Source organism: Pedobacter nototheniae, assembly GCF_032678625.1.
GTDB classification, from domain to species: domain Bacteria; phylum Bacteroidota; class Bacteroidia; order Sphingobacteriales; family Sphingobacteriaceae; genus Pedobacter; species Pedobacter nototheniae_A.
The window spans coordinates 122,423-140,503 of record NZ_JAVTSO010000007.1; the positions used below are offsets into that span (position 1 = coordinate 122,423).

An 18,081-nucleotide genomic window follows, 5' to 3' on the forward strand; every position below is an offset into this window, starting at 1 on the left:
TTAAAATGTAATGGGTTTACCCAGGTAATAGTCAATTACTTTGGCCCTGAATAAAAGATCGTATTTGGCCTGAATAAAATCTATTTCAGCCTTATTTCTATTGGTTTGCGAAGTACTGTAATCTAAAGAGTTTACCAAGCCCACATTGTACCTTTGTTCTACCACATAAAAAGCATCTTTTTGAGCATTAAAAGCATTTTGTGTTGAAGAATAGCGACTTTGAGCTGCTTTTAAATCGGTTGTGGCCTGAAAAATAACTTTATTTAAATTGTTTTTAGCAAGTTGCTCCTGCGTTAAAGTATTTTGATACGTTATTTTCGCTCTGCGAACTCCGGAACGGGCAGAAAATCCATTGAAAATTGGAATTTGCAAGCTCATGCCAATGCTTTGTCCTAAACGCTGATTAATTTGATCTGCAAAAGACGACTGAGGGGTTTGTCCGTGATAATTAAACTGATAAGAATATGAAGTATTTATACCTGCTCCTAAACTTAAAGTAGGCGAATAACTACCTTTAGCTATTGCTACTGCTTGTTTAGCGGCTAACGATCTTAAACTTGCTAATTTAATATCCGGGAAAATATTCAATGCATTACTATAAATTTCTTCGGCATTTGCAGCGGTAGGCGCGGCAGCTTTAATGTTGTCAATTAATGGTGCCTGCACAAGAAATTTTTGATTGGGCTGCATTTCCATTAACTGACCTAAAGTTAAATATGAAATAGAAAGTGCATTTTGGGCATTAGTTAAATTTAATTCAGCCGTTGCAACCTGCGATTTAGCCTGAGAAACATCTGCTAATGTTTTGTTTCCTGCATCAAGCAACGCATTTTCCCTTTGTAAAGTTTTATTTGCAATCTCTAATTGTTCTTTCGAAGCCCTTTCTAAATCAGTATTGTACAACACTTGAAGGTAAGCCGTAACCACGTTTAAAATCAAGTCGTTTTTTATTTTGTCTACATTACTTTTATCAGCCTCTAAAAGCGTTTTATTTTGCCTTATCTGGTTGATTTTAGAAAACCCTCTGAATAAATCAACATTGGTACTCAAGTTACCGCTGGTGTATAAAGAGGTTTGATTGGTAACCTGGAAAGTTGTTTGATCCAATCCACGACCAAAAGTTAAATTTGGATTTACACTGGCATTCAAGTTTGGATATAAGGCGTATTTAGATTGCGTTAAATTTTCATCGCTTAGCGCAGCACTAAATTGTGCCTGTTTAATTTGCAGGTTATTGTTCAGCGTATTATCTACGGCTTGCTGTAGCGTTATAACTTCCTGGGCACCTACATGCTGAGCTAAGCATAAGGCTACTAATAATGCAGATCCGGTTAAAAATTTATTTTTGGTAAACATTTTCATAATTTGTTTCAAATCTATATAAACAACTTTAATAATTTCAATCTGTACAGGCATTTACTAACTTTGATGTTAAATGTACCTGATCAAATCACCGCTTCTGCTTAAATGGTATTATCCATCACTATTATGGAATAAGTCCCGCTCCGAAAAAGTTATTTATTTAACCTTTGACGATGGACCCATACCCAATGTTACAGATTTTGTTTTAAAAACTTTAAAAGCTTTTAAAGCAAAAGCAACTTTTTTTTGCATTGGCGATAATATTATAAAACATCCCAAAGTTTTTTTACGCGTAAAAAGCGAGGGACATGCTATCGGAAATCATACCTTTAACCACCTTAAAGGCTGGAAAACCGACAATGACACGTATATTAAAAATGTAATCCAGTGTCAGCAAATTACAAAAACCAACTTATTCCGTCCACCCTATGGCCGAATCAAGAAAAGCCAGATTAAACGTTTAGAGTCTTTAGTTTGGGATTTGGAACCTAATCCCAATCCCTCAACGCCCAAAGCCCAACTTAACATTGTTATGTGGGACGTTTTAAGCGGTGATTTCGACATCAATCTTACTCCTGAAAAATGCTATCAAAACGTGATTAAAAATGCGGGTAATGGATCAATCATTGTTTTTCACGACAGTTTAAAAGCATTCGACAGGCTTGAATATGTGCTGCCAAAAGTGCTTGAATATTTTTCGGAGCAGGGATTTCAGTTTTCATCACTCTGATTTAGCCATCGTTGTGCCAAAAAGCAATGGCGGCTTTAAAGATTTAAGCAATAGCCTTTTTGAGAAAAACAGCCTTTCAAAACTGTTCACAAACGAACACCAATGTTCATTAGCGCACATAGCAATTGCTTTTATCAAAGAGATTTACGGCAGGGCTTTATTTAGAATTTTTCCAAATAATACAATGATGTAAGTATGACGGCTATAGGGATATTTTTTTTGTAAATTCGCAGCTAATAGAATAGAAGTATTACCTTTTAACCAATAAAATCGATGGCTTTTGATATAGACATGATTAAAAAGGTTTATGCAAACTTCGGCAGCCGCGTAGATGCAGCTCGTAAAGTAGTTGGCAGACCTTTAACACTATCTGAAAAAATATTATACGCACACCTTTGGGATGGCGATCCAAAAACGGCATTTACACGTGGAACTGATTACGTAGATTTTGCTCCGGATCGTGTAGCGATGCAGGATGCAACTGCCCAAATGGCTCTTTTGCAATTTATGCAGGCTGGCCGCCCACAAGTTGCCGTACCTTCAACGGTACACTGCGATCACTTAATTACCGCTAAAGAAGGCGCTGCAATAGATCTTCCTCATGCAAAAACAGAAAGTAAAGAAGTTTTTGATTTCTTATCCTCTGTATCAAATAAATACGGCATTGGTTTCTGGAAACCGGGCGCAGGTATTATTCACCAGGTTGTATTGGAAAACTATGCTTTTCCTGGCGGAATGATGATCGGCACCGATTCTCATACGGTTAATGCAGGTGGTTTAGGCATGGTTGCTATTGGTGTTGGTGGTGCTGATGCCTGTGATGTAATGGCCGGATTACCTTGGGAACTTAAATTCCCTAAATTAATCGGTGTTAAATTAACCGGTAAATTAAATGGCTGGACTGCGGCTAAAGATGTTATTCTTAAAGTTGCTGGTATTTTAACCGTAAAAGGTGGTACTGGTGCAATTGTTGAATATTTTGGTGATGGTGCTACTTCTATGAGTTGTACTGGTAAAGGTACCATTTGTAATATGGGTGCTGAAATCGGTGCAACAACTTCTACATTTGGTTACGACGAAAGCATGGAGCGCTATTTACGTGCTACAGGCAGAAACGAAGTAGCCGATGAAGCAAATAAAATTAAAGAATATTTAACGGGTGATGATGCTGTTTATGCTGACCCTGAAAATTATTTCGATCAGGTTATTGAAATCAATCTTGATGAATTAGAGCCATACTTAAACGGTCCTTTTACACCAGATTTAGCTACGCCTGTTTCTCAGATGAAAGTTGAAGCGGAGAAAAACGGATGGCCTTTAAAAGTAGAATGGGGATTAATTGGTTCTTGTACCAACTCTTCTTACGAAGATTTGTCAAGGGCAGCATCAATTGCAAGCCAGGCTATTGAAAAAGGTTTGGTAACCAAAGCAGACTTTGGCATCAACCCAGGCTCTGAGCAGGTTCGTTATACTGCAAACCGTGATGGTTTCTTAAAAACTTTTGAAGATTTAAATGCAACAATTTTCACCAACGCCTGCGGACCATGTATTGGTATGTGGGATCGTGTTGGCGCAGAAAAAGCAGAAAAAAATACAATTGTACACTCATTTAACAGAAACTTTGCCAAACGTGCCGATGGTAACCCGAATACTTTTGCTTTTGTAGCTTCACCAGAAATGGTTGCTGCTATTGCAATTTCAGGCAACCTTGCATTTAACCCTTTAACGGATACTTTAACAAACGATAAAGGAGAGCAGGTGAAATTAGATCCACCTACAGGCGATGAATTACCAACAAAAGGTTTTGCTGTAGAAGATGCAGGTTTCCAGGCACCAGCTTCTGATGGTTCATCAGTAGAGGTTTTGGTATCTCCAACTTCTCACCGTTTGCAATTATTAGATCCTTTTAAACCTTGGGAAGGTACAGACCTTAAAGGCTTAAAATTATTAATTAAGGCTAAAGGCAAGTGTACAACCGATCATATCTCTATGGCTGGCCCATGGTTAAAATTCCGTGGTCACTTAGATAACATCTCCAACAACATGCTTATTGGTGCAGTTAACTACTTTAACGATAAAACCGATAACGTTAAAAATGAATTAACTGGCGAATATGGTCCTGTTCCGGCTACACAACGCGATTACAAAGCGGCAGGTATTGGTTCGATCGTAGTTGGTGATGAAAACTATGGTGAAGGTTCATCACGTGAGCACGCCGCTATGGAACCTCGTCATTTAGGTGTTCGCGCTGTACTGGTAAAATCTTTTGCCCGTATACACGAAACCAACCTTAAAAAACAAGGTATGCTGGGTTTAACCTTTGCGGATAAAGACGATTACGATAAAATTTTAGAAGACGATATAATTGATATTTTAGGCCTAACAGGGTTTGCTCCAGATAAACCATTAACATTGGTGTTACACCATGCGGATGGCACTCAAGAGCAGTTTAATGTTAACCACAGTTATAATGCTCAGCAAATTGAGTGGTTCGTAGCTGGTGGCGCTTTAAATATCATCAGAAGAGATGCTGCAGCTAAAGCAGCCCAGGCATAAATTCTGAAATTCAAAAGCCAAAAAAATCCCGTTTTGAGTAAAATCAAAACGGGATTTTTTATTTTAAACCTTTAGTTAGTCCTTTAAAAATGCCTGCCACCAATAACCAGAATCTTTTATGGTTCTTTGTTGGGTTTTAAAGTCATTATGCACCAAACCAAATCGCGCATTAAAACCCTCTGCCCATTCAAAATTATCCATTAAAGTCCAAGCCATATAACTATTAATCTTTAGCCCTTCATTTTTAGCTTTAAGCAATGCATCTAAATAAAGTTTAAAGTACTCTATCCTTTCCAGGTCTGCTATCCTTCCATCAATCAGTTTATCATGAAAGGCGGCACCGTTCTCCGTAATCATAATATTATTAACATTAGGATAGCTGGCAAATTGCTTTATAATATTGTAAAAACTATTGGCGTTAATCTCCCAGCCCATGGCTGTGTGAGGCTTTTTACGGCTTTTTGCTTTTACTTCCCAAGCCTGGATTACTGGAATAAAAGCATTATACTTTATCGTTAACGGAAAATAATTCTGTAATCCAATAAAGTCAAAATCAAATTTCAAACGCTCTGTTTGGCGCCACGTACCATATTCTATCTGGAATTTTTCCAATACATCCCAATCAGCAGTAGGAAAACCCATTCCTAAAGCAGGCTCAATAAACAGGCGGTTAACCAAACAATCTATTCGTTTTGCAGCCAAAATATCCTGGTCGTTTTGGGTATTTGGAATAATTTCCGAACAGGAATAGGTGGTTCCAATATTTGCTTTGTTGATTTCGGCACGTAAAATTTTACCGCCTTCTGCCTGTGCAATGGCAGTATGTAAAACGGCAGAAAAAAAATTGCTTAAGCCAGTTTTTCCAGGTGCATGAATGCCCAGCATATAACCTAAAGAAGTAAATCCGAATGGTTCATTTAATACAATCCAGTTTTTAACCTTATCGCCATATTCTAAAGCACAAATGCTAACAAAGGCATTAAACGCTGCATTAATGCTAAAACTCGTCCAGCCGCCTTCGTCTTCTAAAGCCTGTGGCAAATCCCAGTGGTACAAGGTAACATAAGGTGTTATGCCATTTTTTAAGCATTCATCAATTACATGGTGATAAAAGCGCACCCCTTCTGCATTTATTTCACCTTTCCCTGTGGGTAAAATCCTTGTCCAGGCGATTGAGAATCTAAAAACTTTAAAGCCTAACCGTTTAACCAGCGCAATATCTTCTTTGTATTTGTGATAAAAATCGCAGGCAACATCAAGCTTGTGCCCTTTTTTAATTTTCCCGCTTCTGGCAGAAAATGCATCCCAGATAGATGCACCTTTTCCATAAGCGCCTGCAGCACCTTCAATTTGCGCAGCAGCTACTGCAATCCCCCATAAAAAATCCTTACCAAAATCTCCAGATTTAATCATAATGCAAATTGTCCGGCTTAAAGTGCAACTTTAATATTAACAATGTGTTAACTATTTAATTTATTCTAAAATAGAGTAAAATTTTATAGTTTTACGTTATGCGCTTTTCATTATTTTGGTTGTTTATCCTATTTTTCAGCATAACGTTAAAGGCAGCTTCTGCTCCACCATTTAATGATGAATTGGCAAATGCCATCAGTGTTGTAAATACCGCTGCTTATTGTAGTGATGATGCCGCATATAGCAATATAGAAGCTACTTCAAGCAGTTACCAAAAACCAACCAACTGGATTAACACCGGAAAAGACGTTTGGTTTAAATTTACAGCCACCAAATATGATGTAAATATATCGGTAAGCGGTAAGGTTGATGCAAACAGCTCCAATACTTTAATAAATCCCTTAGTAACCTTATATTCTTTAAATCCGCTTACAAATTCAATCAGTGAAATTATTGGCTCTACTTTTACCTCCAGTAATGTAACTTCCTATTACAAAGGAGGTTTAACGATAGGTCAGGTATACTGCATAAGGGTAAGTGCTGAGAATGATGCCACAGGTACATTCAGGCTTTGCGTAGATAATTATTTCCCGCCAATAAAACCTGGTCAGGACTGCGCTACGGCTTCTATACTCTGCGGAAAAGGAAGTTTTACTCAATTAAATGTTGTAGGTGCGGGCCTTAATAACCATGAGGCGGCCGGAACCTGCTTAAACATAGAATCGAACACCGCATGGTACAAATTTATTGCCTCAAAAGCCGGAACCTTTACTTTTGTAATTACGCCAACTGTAACTACGGATGACATTGATTGGGTATTTTATGATTTAGGAGTAGAAGGCGATTGCAGCCAGGTTAACGCCTCAAATGCCATCAGGTGTGCGGCTGGACATGGAATTACCTGCTCACCCAGTTATTATAAAACCGGTTTAAGTTTAACTGAAACAGATTTAACTGAAGATTTAGGTTGCCCGGCCGGACAAAATGGCTTTGTAAAATATGTTGATTTAATCGAAGGGCATACCTATGCTTTACTGATTGACAATTTTTCGAGTAAAAACAATGGCTTTACAATAGAATTTGACGGAACAGCTGACTTTGCCGGCCCTAAGGTTGATATTGATGTAGTAAAACTAAAGCCCTGTACTGACGATCAGGCTTATACTTTTTCCAGTAATTCATCAAATTACGAATCTTTAAAGTGGTCGTTCGGTGAAGGAGCCAGTATTAGTTCGGCAACTACCGAGGGGCCCTTTACCATAACGTACAGTACACCCGGAGAAAAAATAGTGGTATTGGAGGCTGAATCGATAAACTTGTGTAAGCAGATTACAACAAAAACAATTATTGTAGCCAACACACCCGAAAAGCCTGCCATTACAGCTTCAAACGTAAATTTGTGTACGGGCGATGAACTCCAGTTAACCACACCATTCGTAAATTTAGCTACGTACCACTGGACAAGCCCGAATGGTTCTACACTTGAGGTGCAGAACCCGAAGATTGTAATTACTGGCCCTGAAAACGTGGGCATTTATACCCTTTTTATTCAGGTAGGCAACTGTATTAGCCCAATTAATTCAATTGAGGTTTTATCTGTTGATCCGGTTCCCGAAGCAATATTTACCATTGAGGCAAATAACAGATGTGAAATTAGTCAGAGTTTTTCCATTATTAACACTTCAAAAAATTACACTAAAATAGAATGGGATTTTGGCAGCGATGTTAAAACGGTTGGTAATTTAGACCATGACGGTAAACTGTTAACTTTTAATACCGTTGGTTTAAAAACAATAACACTTACAGTTGAAACAAATAATGGTTGTAAATCGGTAATAAGCCATGATATATTAGTAGAGTTAAAGCCAGCGAAACCAGAAATAGCTGTAAATCAGCCTGCTTTTTGTTTAAAAGACATTATTAAGCTTTCTGTTCCTCAACTGGATGGCATTTCTTATTTATGGACAGGCCCAAACAATTTCACGGCAACAACTGCATCGGTCAGTATTCCGGCTATTGATTTTAATGTAGCGGGCCAATATCAGGTAACTTTAACATCAGGGAGCTGCCCAAGTGAAGCCGCAACCATAATCATTCCTCCGATAGCACCTATACCGCTTGCATCATTTAGTACTGACCCTAACTTTAACATTAAATTTTCGGTTCCTGTTCCGATTAAATTTAACAATACTTCCTTATACGCAGATGCTTTTTTGTGGGATTTTGGCGATAACGCTACTTCTACTGAAGTTAATCCTCTGCATGTTTATACCGCAGAGGGCACATATAAAATAACCCTAACCGCCAGCTCTAATAATGGCTGTTTTACCACCTATACACAAGGCGATTTAATGATTAAGAAAGAGGTAACTGCTTTCATCCTAAATGCATTCAGCCCAAACGGCGATCATGTTAATGATGAGTTTGTGGTTGGCATTACAAATCTTAAAAAATACAGACTCCAGATTTACAATCGTTTTGGCTCTATGGTTTTTTTAACGGAGAATATTTTTGACAATTGGAACGGTACTTTCAAAAATCAGGAATTACCGGTTGGGGTTTACTATTATGTTATTTTAGGTACTACCCTAAGCAATGCAAATGTTAAATACTCTGGTTCGGTTACGTTATTAAGGTAAAGGATTTACTTCATCTAAAGTCAATCCTATTTCTTTTAAAAGGATAGCTGCATTAAAGGTTTTACAAGGTCCCTGTTTCAGTTTATAATCAAACTTCATTTCGCCATCCATAATCTGAATATCGAAGTGGAAATTTCTTAAAGTATCCGGATGCTTTTCTTTTAAATCAGCCAGTTGTAAATCATGTGTAGCAAAAAGTGCCGGTGTTCTTTCGTCAATTAATTTTTCCACAAAAACTTTAGATCCCAGGTATTTATCACGGCTGTTAGTGCCACGCAGCATCTCATCAATTAATACAAAAGTACTTTTATCGTTTACAATGTTATCCAATATCATTTTAAGACGATTTAATTCTGCCTTAAATGTCGAGGTACTTTCATTTAAAGAATCGATAATCCTCATGTAGGTATTGATCACAAAAACGGATAACGTCATTTGTTCAGCGCAAACGGGAGCACCCGAATAGGCTAAAACCATGTTAATGCCAAGTGTACGCAAAAAGGTACTTTTACCCGCCATATTGGAACCTGTTACAATATCTACTGTTGGTTCATCTTCCAAGTTAAAATCGTTAGAAATCCTTTGTTTTTCCGCAATCAGCGGATGCCCAATTGCTTTTCCTTCCAGTTTAAATTTTTCACTCATTACCGGAAATACCCAATTCGGTTGATTGTATGTGAGTGTAGCAATAGAAATTAATTCTTCGAAGTCTCCTATCCGATTTAATGAATCAATAACATCATCAGACGCATTTTGATGCCAGCGATCGAGACTGATGCAACATCTCAAATCCCACATTAAAAGTGCATTTAAAATGCCCCCGATTAAAATATTAAGTCGGGCATCGAAGTTTTTAATAATCACTGAAAGATCTTTAATCCTTTTGCTCACCTGGACTTTAGAAGTGAAAAGATTTAAAATATAAGTGCTTTTCCAGTTTTGGTTTTCCGTCCAGCGGATGGCCAATGCATAGTCGTTTAAGAGATTAAATCCTCCACCGAAACAATAAAATACTTTTGTAACCTTCGAATTTATTAAAATATTCCACCCTGTATTGATGATAAAAAATGCAGTTAAAAACTTCCAGGCTGCATCATTTACAAATATGCCCAGTAAAATTAAAGAGATAGAAATATAAGGCACTAATAGCACATAAAACCTTAAAAATTTGGAACGGGTAAAGTCCAGTTGCATTCCGAGCTGATTTTTAAGCTGAAATTTAATTTTTTCTATCTTTTCTATATCATGTCCATGCAAATTGGCTCTAAAAATAAACGTCTCCTCCATTTTTGCCACCAGTTCTTTAACAGCCTCCTGTCTTTGTAAAATAACTTCCACCGGATTGGCAGCAGATAAATTTGCAGATAATAAGGAAATGCCTTTTTTACTGTAAGAACGATTAATCTTTGCAAATAAGGATGAGCGTCCAAAAATATCCAGATCGGATGTGTAAGTGTGCAGTTCGGATTCGAAAACGCTACCGTGATCGTAGCCATTTTCGAGCCCGTTTATTAAATTACTTTCATTTTGATAAACCCACAAAAGTTGTTTAAGGTAATCAACTTCCCTATCCAATGCACTTTGTTTACGTACAATAACGATAAAACCTGCTACTGGTAAAATTAAGGCACCATAAACTGCCAAACGCCAAATATCGTTAGCCGAATTAACCAGTAATACGAAAAAGAATATTTCCAATAGGAAAAAGCCAATCCGCATAAACGAAAGCCGGTCTATTCTTTTTTTTGTTTCAGTAATTTGACTGGTTAAATCAGTGATTTTCTGATCGTAACTCGATACTATTTCTTGTTGCGTTTTTAACATTATATTTGAAATCTCAAAAACGATAAATATAGGCAAAATATTAAATGAAGATTACCCTGATTGCAATAGGTAAAACCGAAGATAAATATTTAATTGAAGGCATTGATAAATACATTAACCGCCTAAAACATTATATTAACTTTAATTTTTTGGCAATACCAGACGTAAAAAATGTTAAAAACTTAAGTGAAGCACAACAAAAAGCCAAAGAGGCAGAACTTTTACACAAACAAATTAACAATGGCGATGTTGTAATTTTATTAGACGAAAAAGGCAAGAAATATACTTCGGTTGCATTTTCTTCGTATTTAAATAAGCAAATGGTGGGAAGTGTACAACACCTTATATTTATAGTAGGTGGACCATATGGCTTTGATGAGAGCATTTATAAAAGAGCAAATGGCTTAATTTCATTATCCGATATGACATTTTCGCACCAGATGATTCGTTTATTTTTTGTGGAGCAACTGTACAGAGGATTTAGTATATTGAAAGGAGAACCCTATCACCATGCATAAAAAGGTAAAATTGCGCTTTAATATGGAATTGACCCAATTAAATCATCATTAAAATAAAGGAAATTATGTTACTGGATAAATATAAACGGAACTACAGATTTAAAAGTAACCAAAGTGGAAATGATAAATACCTTTGGATTAGCTTAATCGCATCGGCCATCATTGTAATTTTGATTTATTATTTCTCTTAATAACCGGGAAATATATTTTAATTAAATCTCAAAAAATTGACCATAAAAAAACACCGTACAATTGTACGGTGTTTTTTGTTTTGTGTTTGGTGATAACACCAAACAAAGGTGGATAAAGAAAGGAAGCCTATGGTAAAAAGCTTAAACGCCTTTTTTACTTGTCATGCTTGCTTTTTTTGCTGGAGCTGAAGTTTTTGTAGTTGCTTTAGCGCTGGCTGTTTTTGAACCTGTATTTTTTTGTTTTTTATCTTCAGCCGCTTTTTCTTCTGATAATTTAACCTCAGCAGGTGTGCCTGGGGTATCAGGAGTATCTTCTGTAAATAATGGCAAATCTTTAATTAAATTATACCAGGTAATAATTTTTTTCATGTCTGAAGCATAAACTTTTTCTTCATCATGTCCTGGTGCAACCTCGTTAAAGTAAGCACGTAAAGAAGCGGTATCAGCTTTTGCATCAGGCGTAGTTCCTTTTGCAGAAATTTTAGTAAAAATATCTACTAATTTAATTTCTTCTTCTTCACCATACACGGTAATATCTTCTAAAGAAGCTAATTTTGTGTTTGTGATGTTGGCTACGATTTTAACTTTTTGAGCATCTAAACTCTCTAAAATGTAACCAACTTTATTTTGTCCAACAAGTTTAAATAAACCTGGTCTGCCAGAAACGGCAACAATTCCTCTTAAATTCATATTATTAATTTGTTAAGCGTTTAGCGGTTGGTGTAGAGCGTATTAAACATCTATCGCCAAACGCATCGCATTCTAATCTTCTAAAACCTCAATTTTTAAAATTTTATCGCCCTGACGGATATCATCAACAACATCAACATTTTCAATTACCTTACCAAAACAAGTATGGTTACGATCTAAATGTGCTGTATTTGCTCTGCTGTGGCAGATAAAAAATTGTGATCCTCCGGTGTTGCGACCAGCATGAGCCATTGATAAAACGCCACGATCGTGATATTGGTTTTCACCGTCTAATTCACAATCTATTTTATAACCGGGGCCGCCTGTTCCTGCTAAGTGTGCTTTAGCCGGATCTTTTGAGTTAGGGCAACCGCCCTGAACCATAAAGTTAGGAATTACGCGGTGGAAAGCTATTCCATCATAAAAGCCTTCTTTAGCTAATTTTTTAAAGTTTGCAACTGCTTTTGGCGCATCATTTTCGTAGAATTCTACGGTCATATCGCCTTTTTCTGTTTTTATTATAGCTTTACTCATATCAATTTTTAAATATTAATTGCCCGCATCCGAACAATTGTTTTTACACATAAAAGGCAAAAATAACAAAATTGTATAACTTATAACATCATTAAATTTTTCTAAACAGTTTAAATGCGGTATTTTAGTATTTTAAGTGAATAAGGTTTTGAGAAAAAAATATTATATCCTGCTGGCGCTTCTCCTGTGCAGCTTTTTAGTTAAAGCTTCCTCTCTGTTAATTTATATGGATGAAGACCAGAAAAATCATCTAAAAGCCTACGGAATAGCCTACTGGACCATCAGTAAACAGGTGGAGGTAGATTGGCTTTTAAATTATCGTGGTGGAAGCTTTTTAATTAAATATAATAAAGCGGTAGAAGACGAATGCAAAATAAGAGGTGTTTCTTATGAGGTTGTGGCAGATGGAAAAGTAGTTAATTTACTAAATGAAATTAGCGATCCATCTGTAAACATGGAAATGGTAAAACTCGAAAAAACGCCCAAAATTGCCGTTTACTCGCCAAAAAGTAAATTACCATGGGATGATGCAGTTACACTTGTGCTTACTTATGCAGAAATTCCTTATGACGTAATTTATGACGATGATATTTTACAGGATAAATTGAGCAAATATGATTGGCTACACCTTCACCACGAAGATTTTACAGGTCAGTACGGCCGTTTCTGGTCAACTTTCAGGTATGCAAACTGGTACCAGGAAGATGTAAAAAACCAGGAGAGCATGGCCAAGCGGTTAGGCTATAAAAAAGTTTCGGAAATGAAGCTGGCCGTAGCCAAAAACATTAAAGAATATTGCGCTGGCGGCGGTTTCTTATTTGCCATGTGCTCGGGAACTGATAGTTTTGATATTGCCCTTGCTGCAGAAGGTGTAGATATTTGTGCAGCCATGTTTGATGGCGATCCGGCCGACCCTAATGCTCAATCTAAATTAGATTATAGCAAAACACTTGCTTTTCAGAATTTTAAGCTGGATAACAATCCAATGAACTATGAGTTTTCGGATATTGATGCCACTCAAACCAGAACCCTAAACGAAAGTAATGATTATTTTACGTTGTTTGATTTTTCTGCCAAATGGGATTTAGTACCGACTATGCTAACCCAGAATCATGATAAGGTAATAAAAGGCTTTATGGGACAAACTACAGCCTTCAAAAAAAGCTTAGTTAAAACCAGTGTTACCGTTTTGGGTGAAAATAAAGGTGCCGCAGAAGTAAGGTATTTACATGGTGAAATAGGAAAAGGACAATTTACTTTTTATGGCGGTCATGATCCGGAGGATTATCAACATGCTGTTGGCGACCCACCAACAGATTTAAGTCTTCATCCAAACTCTCCTGGTTATCGGTTAATATTAAATAATGTACTTTTCCCTGCGGCTAAAAAGAAACCACAGAAAACATAATAACCAATCATATTTTTCTGCTGGCCGCGAGGGCTTCTCTTCTTTTTGACAACAAAAAGAAACAAAAATTGCCGGATCGCAATCTTTCTTTTAAAGTAACTACTAAGGCTTATCACTGCCAACCGAAACATTGACCATGCCGGTTTAAAAGTGTAACGAAGATATAGAGGTTTGGCCTTGCTGGGAGTAGATTCTTATATCATGCTAAGCTGACTTTCGTTTCCTTGTAACTCTGCCAAGTACGCATCCGGCATAGCAGCATTTCGTAGGAGAGCATATTAGAATTCTTGCAGAAACTTTGATGTTCCGAATAACCAAGGGAATATGCAGCGGGCGCAGGGCTGAGAATGGGCCTAAGCCTCATATTGCCGCAATAAGAATTCTGATGCTGCTATTCAAGAAAGGATGCAAGCCTTGACTTTTGGGTACCTTTTTGTTAAGAAAAAGGTACGAAGCCCGTCTGGCTAAGACAATATTATTTATCCGCTTGCCGCGGGGGCTCTTTTCTTTTTGACAACAAAAAGAAACAAAAATTGCCGGCTCGCAATCTTTCTTTTAAAGTTAGTAGGTAGGCTTGTCCGGTGCCAACCGAAACATTGACCATGCCGGTTTAAAAGTGTAACGGCGAAATAGTGATTTGGCCTTGTGAGGTGTAAATAGCAATTGCAACATTAAGCTAAACTAACTTTCTTCCCCTTAAAACCTCAACCAAGCACGCATCCGGCATAGCAACATTTCGCCGAAGAGCACATTAGAATTCTTGCAGAAACTTTGATGTTCCGAATAACCAAGGGAATATGCAGCGGGCGCTGGAATTGTGAAATGGGCTAAGCCTCATATTACCGCCATCAGAATTCTGATGATGCTATTCAAGAAAGGATGCAAGCCTTGACTTTTGGGTACCTTTTTGTTAAGAAAAAGGTACGAAGCCCATCTAGCTAAGACAATATTATTTATCCGCTTGCCGCGGGGGCTCTTTTCTTTTTGACAACAAAAAGAAACAAAAATTGCCGGCTCGCAATCTTTCTTTTAAAGTTAGTAATAGGGCTTTTTCAGTGCCAACCGAAACATTGACCATGCCGGTTTAAAAGTGTAACGAAGAGATAGAGGTTTGGCCTTGCTGGGAGTAGATTTCTGCAACTTGCTAAACTAAATTCTAAATTTTGCAGAAATTTAAAAAAATTATGCTCGTTATTGAGCTCAATATTTTGCATTATTCCTATTATGTATACAAAATAAAACACTCCAACAATTTAACATAGCATTAACACTACTACTTAAAACCTGACTAAGAAAGTGCTGTAGAACAGCATTTTACCCGTTCTTATCGTAACACAAATAATACTTTGGCACAGCTTTTGGAAGTGTGGCTCATAATTAACAAACCGGATTATAAAAACCGGAATTTTTAAACAGAACATTACAAAGAAAAATATCATGAAAAAGTTACTAATTGGTGCAAGCGTATTATTATTATCAACGGGTGCATTTGCACAAACAAAAATGACTGGCGAGACGGCCAGATTTGGATTAAAAGCTGGGGTTAACCTTTCAAAATTCCATGCAAGTGGCGACAATGCAAGTTCGTTCAATGATAATGTTAAAAACAATGTTGGTTTTAATGTAACTGCGTATGGAGATTTCGGTGTTGGAAATAACTTCTTTATCCAACCTGCAATATCTTTACAAAATAAAGGTGCAAAATTCGAAGCCACCACAACTGTTGGAAATGTAGTTTCTACTGCTTCAACTAAAACTAACTTAATGGCGATTGAAGTTCCAATTAATGCAGTATTCCGTATTCCTACTGGCGATGCTGGTGCAATTCAAATTAGTGCTGGTCCTTATATTGGATTCAACATTTCTGGTAAAAATAAAATTGAATCAACCACTACAGGAACAAATGCACAAGGTACTACATCAGCAGAGAATGATCTGAAATTTGGTAGTTCAAATGATAAAGATTATAGCAGCACTGATTTTGGTGCAAACTTTGGTTTAGCTTATAGATTAAACTCAGGTTTTACAGTTGGTGCCAACTATGGTTTAGGATTATCTAACTTAATCCCTAAAGATAGCAGAGTTAACGACAACAAATTAACTAACCGAGTATTAGGTTTCTCAGTTGGTTATTCGTTCTAATCATAACTGCTGAAAAAATAAAAGTCCCGGTCAAAAACCGGGACTTTTTTTATGCTTTAAATTTTATTAATCGTAAAAATTCCAGGTTACCCCGAACTTTAATAAGGCATCCTGCATCGGGTAACGTTTAACGGTATAGTATCCCGGACTAAACAATCCCTGGTTTATATAATCGTATTTTACAAATAGATTTGCGCGCTTCAAATTGGCTTTAAAGAATACATCCACAATGGGTGTAGATTTCATAACAGTGTTATCACGAATATAAAATTGTGCGGTTGCAGGCGAATATGAATAGTTTGCATACTCGGTATTGTACCTTACATCGATACCAAAATTGGCCTTTAATACCCCAAAAAATGTTTGGTCGAAATAAAAACTGTTACTGGTATAAAAATCTGGTGTTCTTAACACATCCTGGTTATCTGTTTTTTGATAAGCGAGGTAATTTTCTACCACAAATTTACCAAATCTCCATTTTTTAGAAATGTCTATCCTGATTAAACTAATATCGCCAGTTTCCTGTATGGGTACAATGGTGTTATTTCCAAGTACTCCAAAATACAAGTAATTACTTGTTAAAAAGTATTTTGCTCCGGCATCAATGCCAAGTTTATCATTTATGTAATTGAAAGATAAATTGGCAACCTTAGTATTTTTAAAGCTATTATCCCATTTATAATGATTTCCGTTATAATGGTTAAAAAGTTCCGATGGGGATTGATTTTGTAAATAAGCGCCTAAAACAATCCTTCCGATGGACTTACTTAACAAGACATTACTTTTTGCTTCGTATAAAAAATCACCGGCATTTCTTCCCTGCACAATTTGCTGAACATCTAAATTAAGATCTATATTACCTGTAAACCGATAACCTAAATCACCTAAAACAGTAACATTCTGAAATGTGAAATCATTATTTTCATATAAGGTATTGTTACTTCTGATGCCTAAAGATTTGTATTGATAGTACTCATGCCTGATTCCGGCATCAATTTTTAATTCATTTTTAATTACAGATGAATTTTTCGCTCTTAGAAAGAAACTATAAATAAATTCATTTTTAACCCTTGTAACATGTGTCGAATCGTTAGTATATGATGTTGCATCGGCAAGGTTACCTTCACGGTTTAAGGCAATGGGCAAAGCCACATGGTTATCGGCTTCATTTTTAGTAAAATCATAACCATTACTATTGTACTCAAGGGTATAGGATACTTTATTGGTTGGTAAAACCGAATTATTGCTTGTTAACGACGAATCGATACGCCCTACATAATAGGTTTGTTTAAGGAATAAAGTATTTCTCCTATATAAATTCCTGGCCGTAGTTAAATTTATCTGTTCCGCATCGCGGCTAATTTTCTGGTATTTAGAAGAAAAAATAGTGTCTTGTGCAACCGAACCATTTTCGTAAGCACGCATGGTGTTAAATATAGCCGATGCCCACAGGTTATAACGTTTATTTGGTGATTGATACCAGCTGAATATGGCAATATTCAAATTATCGCCTCTTTGTCTGGAATAAAATCCTCTTGAATCGCCACGATTAAAATTTACGCCCGCATTCCAGTTTTTTTTCAGGTTTTGGGTATGAATGGCTTTAAAAAGCTGTTCTTTTTGTCCGGCGCTTATTAAATATAAACTGGTAAAAGGTGCCCTTGCCTGGTAGTAAATGATGTCTTCGGGGGTTAATGCATAATAATCCAGCGAATGGTAGCCTTCGTCAAAACCTATTCTTTTACTGGGCTCATATAATAATGGTTTTGCTGCCAGCCCCATATTACCATTGTTTATGGTTGGATGTTTAGGCTGCAATAATGGGCTGTAGTTTTGGATGTTTACCGTTGAAGTATCCAAAGGCAGCAATATTATACTGTCTTTGGCAAGCGACAGTTTAGTAAACCGGATAAATTTGGCGGTATAAATAACCGTATCTTTATTACTATCTAATTTTTTACGGATAGAATCGGCTTCCTTATTATTACCAATATTTGTTTTTAAATCTTGCGCAAAAGCATTATTCAGCCCTGTACAGAGTAAAAGAAAAAAACAGATTTTCAACAATCGCCCC

The 18,081-nt window shown here is 36.7% G+C and carries 12 protein-coding genes; 6 read left to right on the forward strand and 6 right to left on the reverse strand.

Annotation, left to right across the window (positions count from 1 at the left end; translation table 11 throughout):
- Complete coding sequence (locus R2Q77_RS18460; protein ID WP_316805204.1) at window positions 1-1,416, reverse strand: TolC family protein; 1,416 nt, start codon at window positions 1,414-1,416, stop codon at window positions 1-3.
- Window positions 1,417-1,435: 19 nt separating this feature from the next.
- Between R2Q77_RS18460 and R2Q77_RS18465 the strand changes: the two genes are divergently transcribed.
- Window positions 1,436-2,092 carry a polysaccharide deacetylase family protein gene (locus R2Q77_RS18465; RefSeq protein ID WP_316805205.1) on the forward strand — a complete coding sequence of 219 codons (657 nt, stop codon included), beginning with the start codon at window positions 1,436-1,438 and terminating at the stop codon, window positions 2,090-2,092.
- A 273-nt stretch (window positions 2,093-2,365) separates the two neighbouring features.
- Window positions 2,366-4,648 carry an aconitate hydratase gene (locus tag R2Q77_RS18470; protein ID WP_316805206.1) on the forward strand — a complete coding sequence of 761 codons (2,283 nt, stop codon included), beginning with the start codon at window positions 2,366-2,368 and terminating at the stop codon, window positions 4,646-4,648.
- A gap of 75 nt (window positions 4,649-4,723) precedes the next feature.
- On the opposite strand, the gene R2Q77_RS18475 is transcribed toward R2Q77_RS18470, so the two are convergent.
- A complete protein-coding gene (locus R2Q77_RS18475; protein ID WP_316805207.1) occupies window positions 4,724-6,061 on the reverse strand; it encodes a GH1 family beta-glucosidase in 1,338 nt (445 codons plus the stop codon).
- A 98-nt stretch (window positions 6,062-6,159) separates the two neighbouring features.
- Between R2Q77_RS18475 and R2Q77_RS18480 the strand changes: the two genes are divergently transcribed.
- Window positions 6,160-8,700, forward strand: a complete 2,541-nt coding sequence (locus R2Q77_RS18480; RefSeq protein WP_316805208.1) for a PKD domain-containing protein — start codon at window positions 6,160-6,162, stop codon at window positions 8,698-8,700.
- On the opposite strand, the gene R2Q77_RS18485 is transcribed toward R2Q77_RS18480, so the two are convergent.
- Window positions 8,692-10,524, reverse strand: a complete 1,833-nt coding sequence (locus tag R2Q77_RS18485; protein WP_316805209.1) for a MutS-related protein — start codon at window positions 10,522-10,524, stop codon at window positions 8,692-8,694. The genes R2Q77_RS18480 and R2Q77_RS18485 overlap by 9 nt on opposite strands.
- A gap of 44 nt (window positions 10,525-10,568) precedes the next feature.
- Here R2Q77_RS18485 and rlmH point away from each other — a divergent pair, with 44 nt between their 5' ends.
- Complete coding sequence (gene rlmH / locus R2Q77_RS18490; RefSeq protein WP_316805210.1) at window positions 10,569-11,042, forward strand: 23S rRNA (pseudouridine(1915)-N(3))-methyltransferase RlmH; 474 nt, start codon at window positions 10,569-10,571, stop codon at window positions 11,040-11,042.
- Between the two features lie 332 nt (window positions 11,043-11,374).
- On the opposite strand, the gene R2Q77_RS18495 is transcribed toward rlmH, so the two are convergent.
- Both R2Q77_RS18495 and R2Q77_RS18500 read right to left on the reverse strand, forming a co-directional pair.
- A complete protein-coding gene (locus R2Q77_RS18495; RefSeq protein ID WP_316805211.1) occupies window positions 11,375-11,923 on the reverse strand; it encodes a DUF5606 domain-containing protein in 549 nt (182 codons plus the stop codon).
- 72 nt (window positions 11,924-11,995) lie between these two features.
- A complete protein-coding gene (locus tag R2Q77_RS18500; protein ID WP_316805212.1) occupies window positions 11,996-12,457 on the reverse strand; it encodes a peptidylprolyl isomerase in 462 nt (153 codons plus the stop codon).
- Between the two features lie 226 nt (window positions 12,458-12,683).
- On the opposite strand from R2Q77_RS18500, the gene R2Q77_RS18505 reads away from it, so the two are divergent.
- Complete coding sequence (locus R2Q77_RS18505) at window positions 12,684-13,865, forward strand: asparagine synthetase B (RefSeq protein ID WP_316805268.1); 1,182 nt, start codon at window positions 12,684-12,686, stop codon at window positions 13,863-13,865.
- 1,437 nt (window positions 13,866-15,302) lie between these two features.
- Window positions 15,303-16,007: a porin family protein gene (locus tag R2Q77_RS18510; RefSeq protein WP_316805213.1), complete on the forward strand. Its 705-nt coding sequence runs from the start codon at window positions 15,303-15,305 to the stop codon at window positions 16,005-16,007.
- 66 nt (window positions 16,008-16,073) lie between these two features.
- On the opposite strand, the gene R2Q77_RS18515 is transcribed toward R2Q77_RS18510, so the two are convergent.
- Window positions 16,074-18,071, reverse strand: a complete 1,998-nt coding sequence (locus R2Q77_RS18515) for a putative porin (protein ID WP_316805214.1) — start codon at window positions 18,069-18,071, stop codon at window positions 16,074-16,076.
- Window positions 18,072-18,081 lie beyond the last annotated feature (10 nt).

What these genes read in the sequence shown, in the direction of transcription:
- R2Q77_RS18470 (WP_316805206.1), top strand. Translation starts at nt 2,366, where the DNA reads ATGGCTTTTGATATAGACATGATTAAAAAGGTTTATGCAAACTTCGGC.
- rlmH (WP_316805210.1), top strand. Translation starts at nt 10,569, where the DNA reads ATGAAGATTACCCTGATTGCAATAGGTAAAACCGAAGATAAATATTTA.
- R2Q77_RS18475 (WP_316805207.1), bottom strand. Translation starts at nt 6,061, where the DNA reads ATGATTAAATCTGGAGATTTTGGTAAGGATTTTTTATGGGGGATTGCA.
- R2Q77_RS18465 (WP_316805205.1), top strand. Translation starts at nt 1,436, where the DNA reads ATGTACCTGATCAAATCACCGCTTCTGCTTAAATGGTATTATCCATCA.
- R2Q77_RS18485 (WP_316805209.1), bottom strand. Translation starts at nt 10,524, where the DNA reads ATGTTAAAAACGCAACAAGAAATAGTATCGAGTTACGATCAGAAAATC.
- R2Q77_RS18460 (WP_316805204.1), bottom strand. Translation starts at nt 1,416, where the DNA reads ATGCCTGTACAGATTGAAATTATTAAAGTTGTTTATATAGATTTGAAA.
- R2Q77_RS18500 (WP_316805212.1), bottom strand. Translation starts at nt 12,457, where the DNA reads ATGAGTAAAGCTATAATAAAAACAGAAAAAGGCGATATGACCGTAGAA.
- R2Q77_RS18510 (WP_316805213.1), top strand. Translation starts at nt 15,303, where the DNA reads ATGAAAAAGTTACTAATTGGTGCAAGCGTATTATTATTATCAACGGGT.
- R2Q77_RS18480 (WP_316805208.1), top strand. Translation starts at nt 6,160, where the DNA reads ATGCGCTTTTCATTATTTTGGTTGTTTATCCTATTTTTCAGCATAACG.
- R2Q77_RS18505 (WP_316805268.1), top strand. Translation starts at nt 12,684, where the DNA reads ATGGATGAAGACCAGAAAAATCATCTAAAAGCCTACGGAATAGCCTAC.
- R2Q77_RS18495 (WP_316805211.1), bottom strand. Translation starts at nt 11,923, where the DNA reads ATGAATTTAAGAGGAATTGTTGCCGTTTCTGGCAGACCAGGTTTATTT.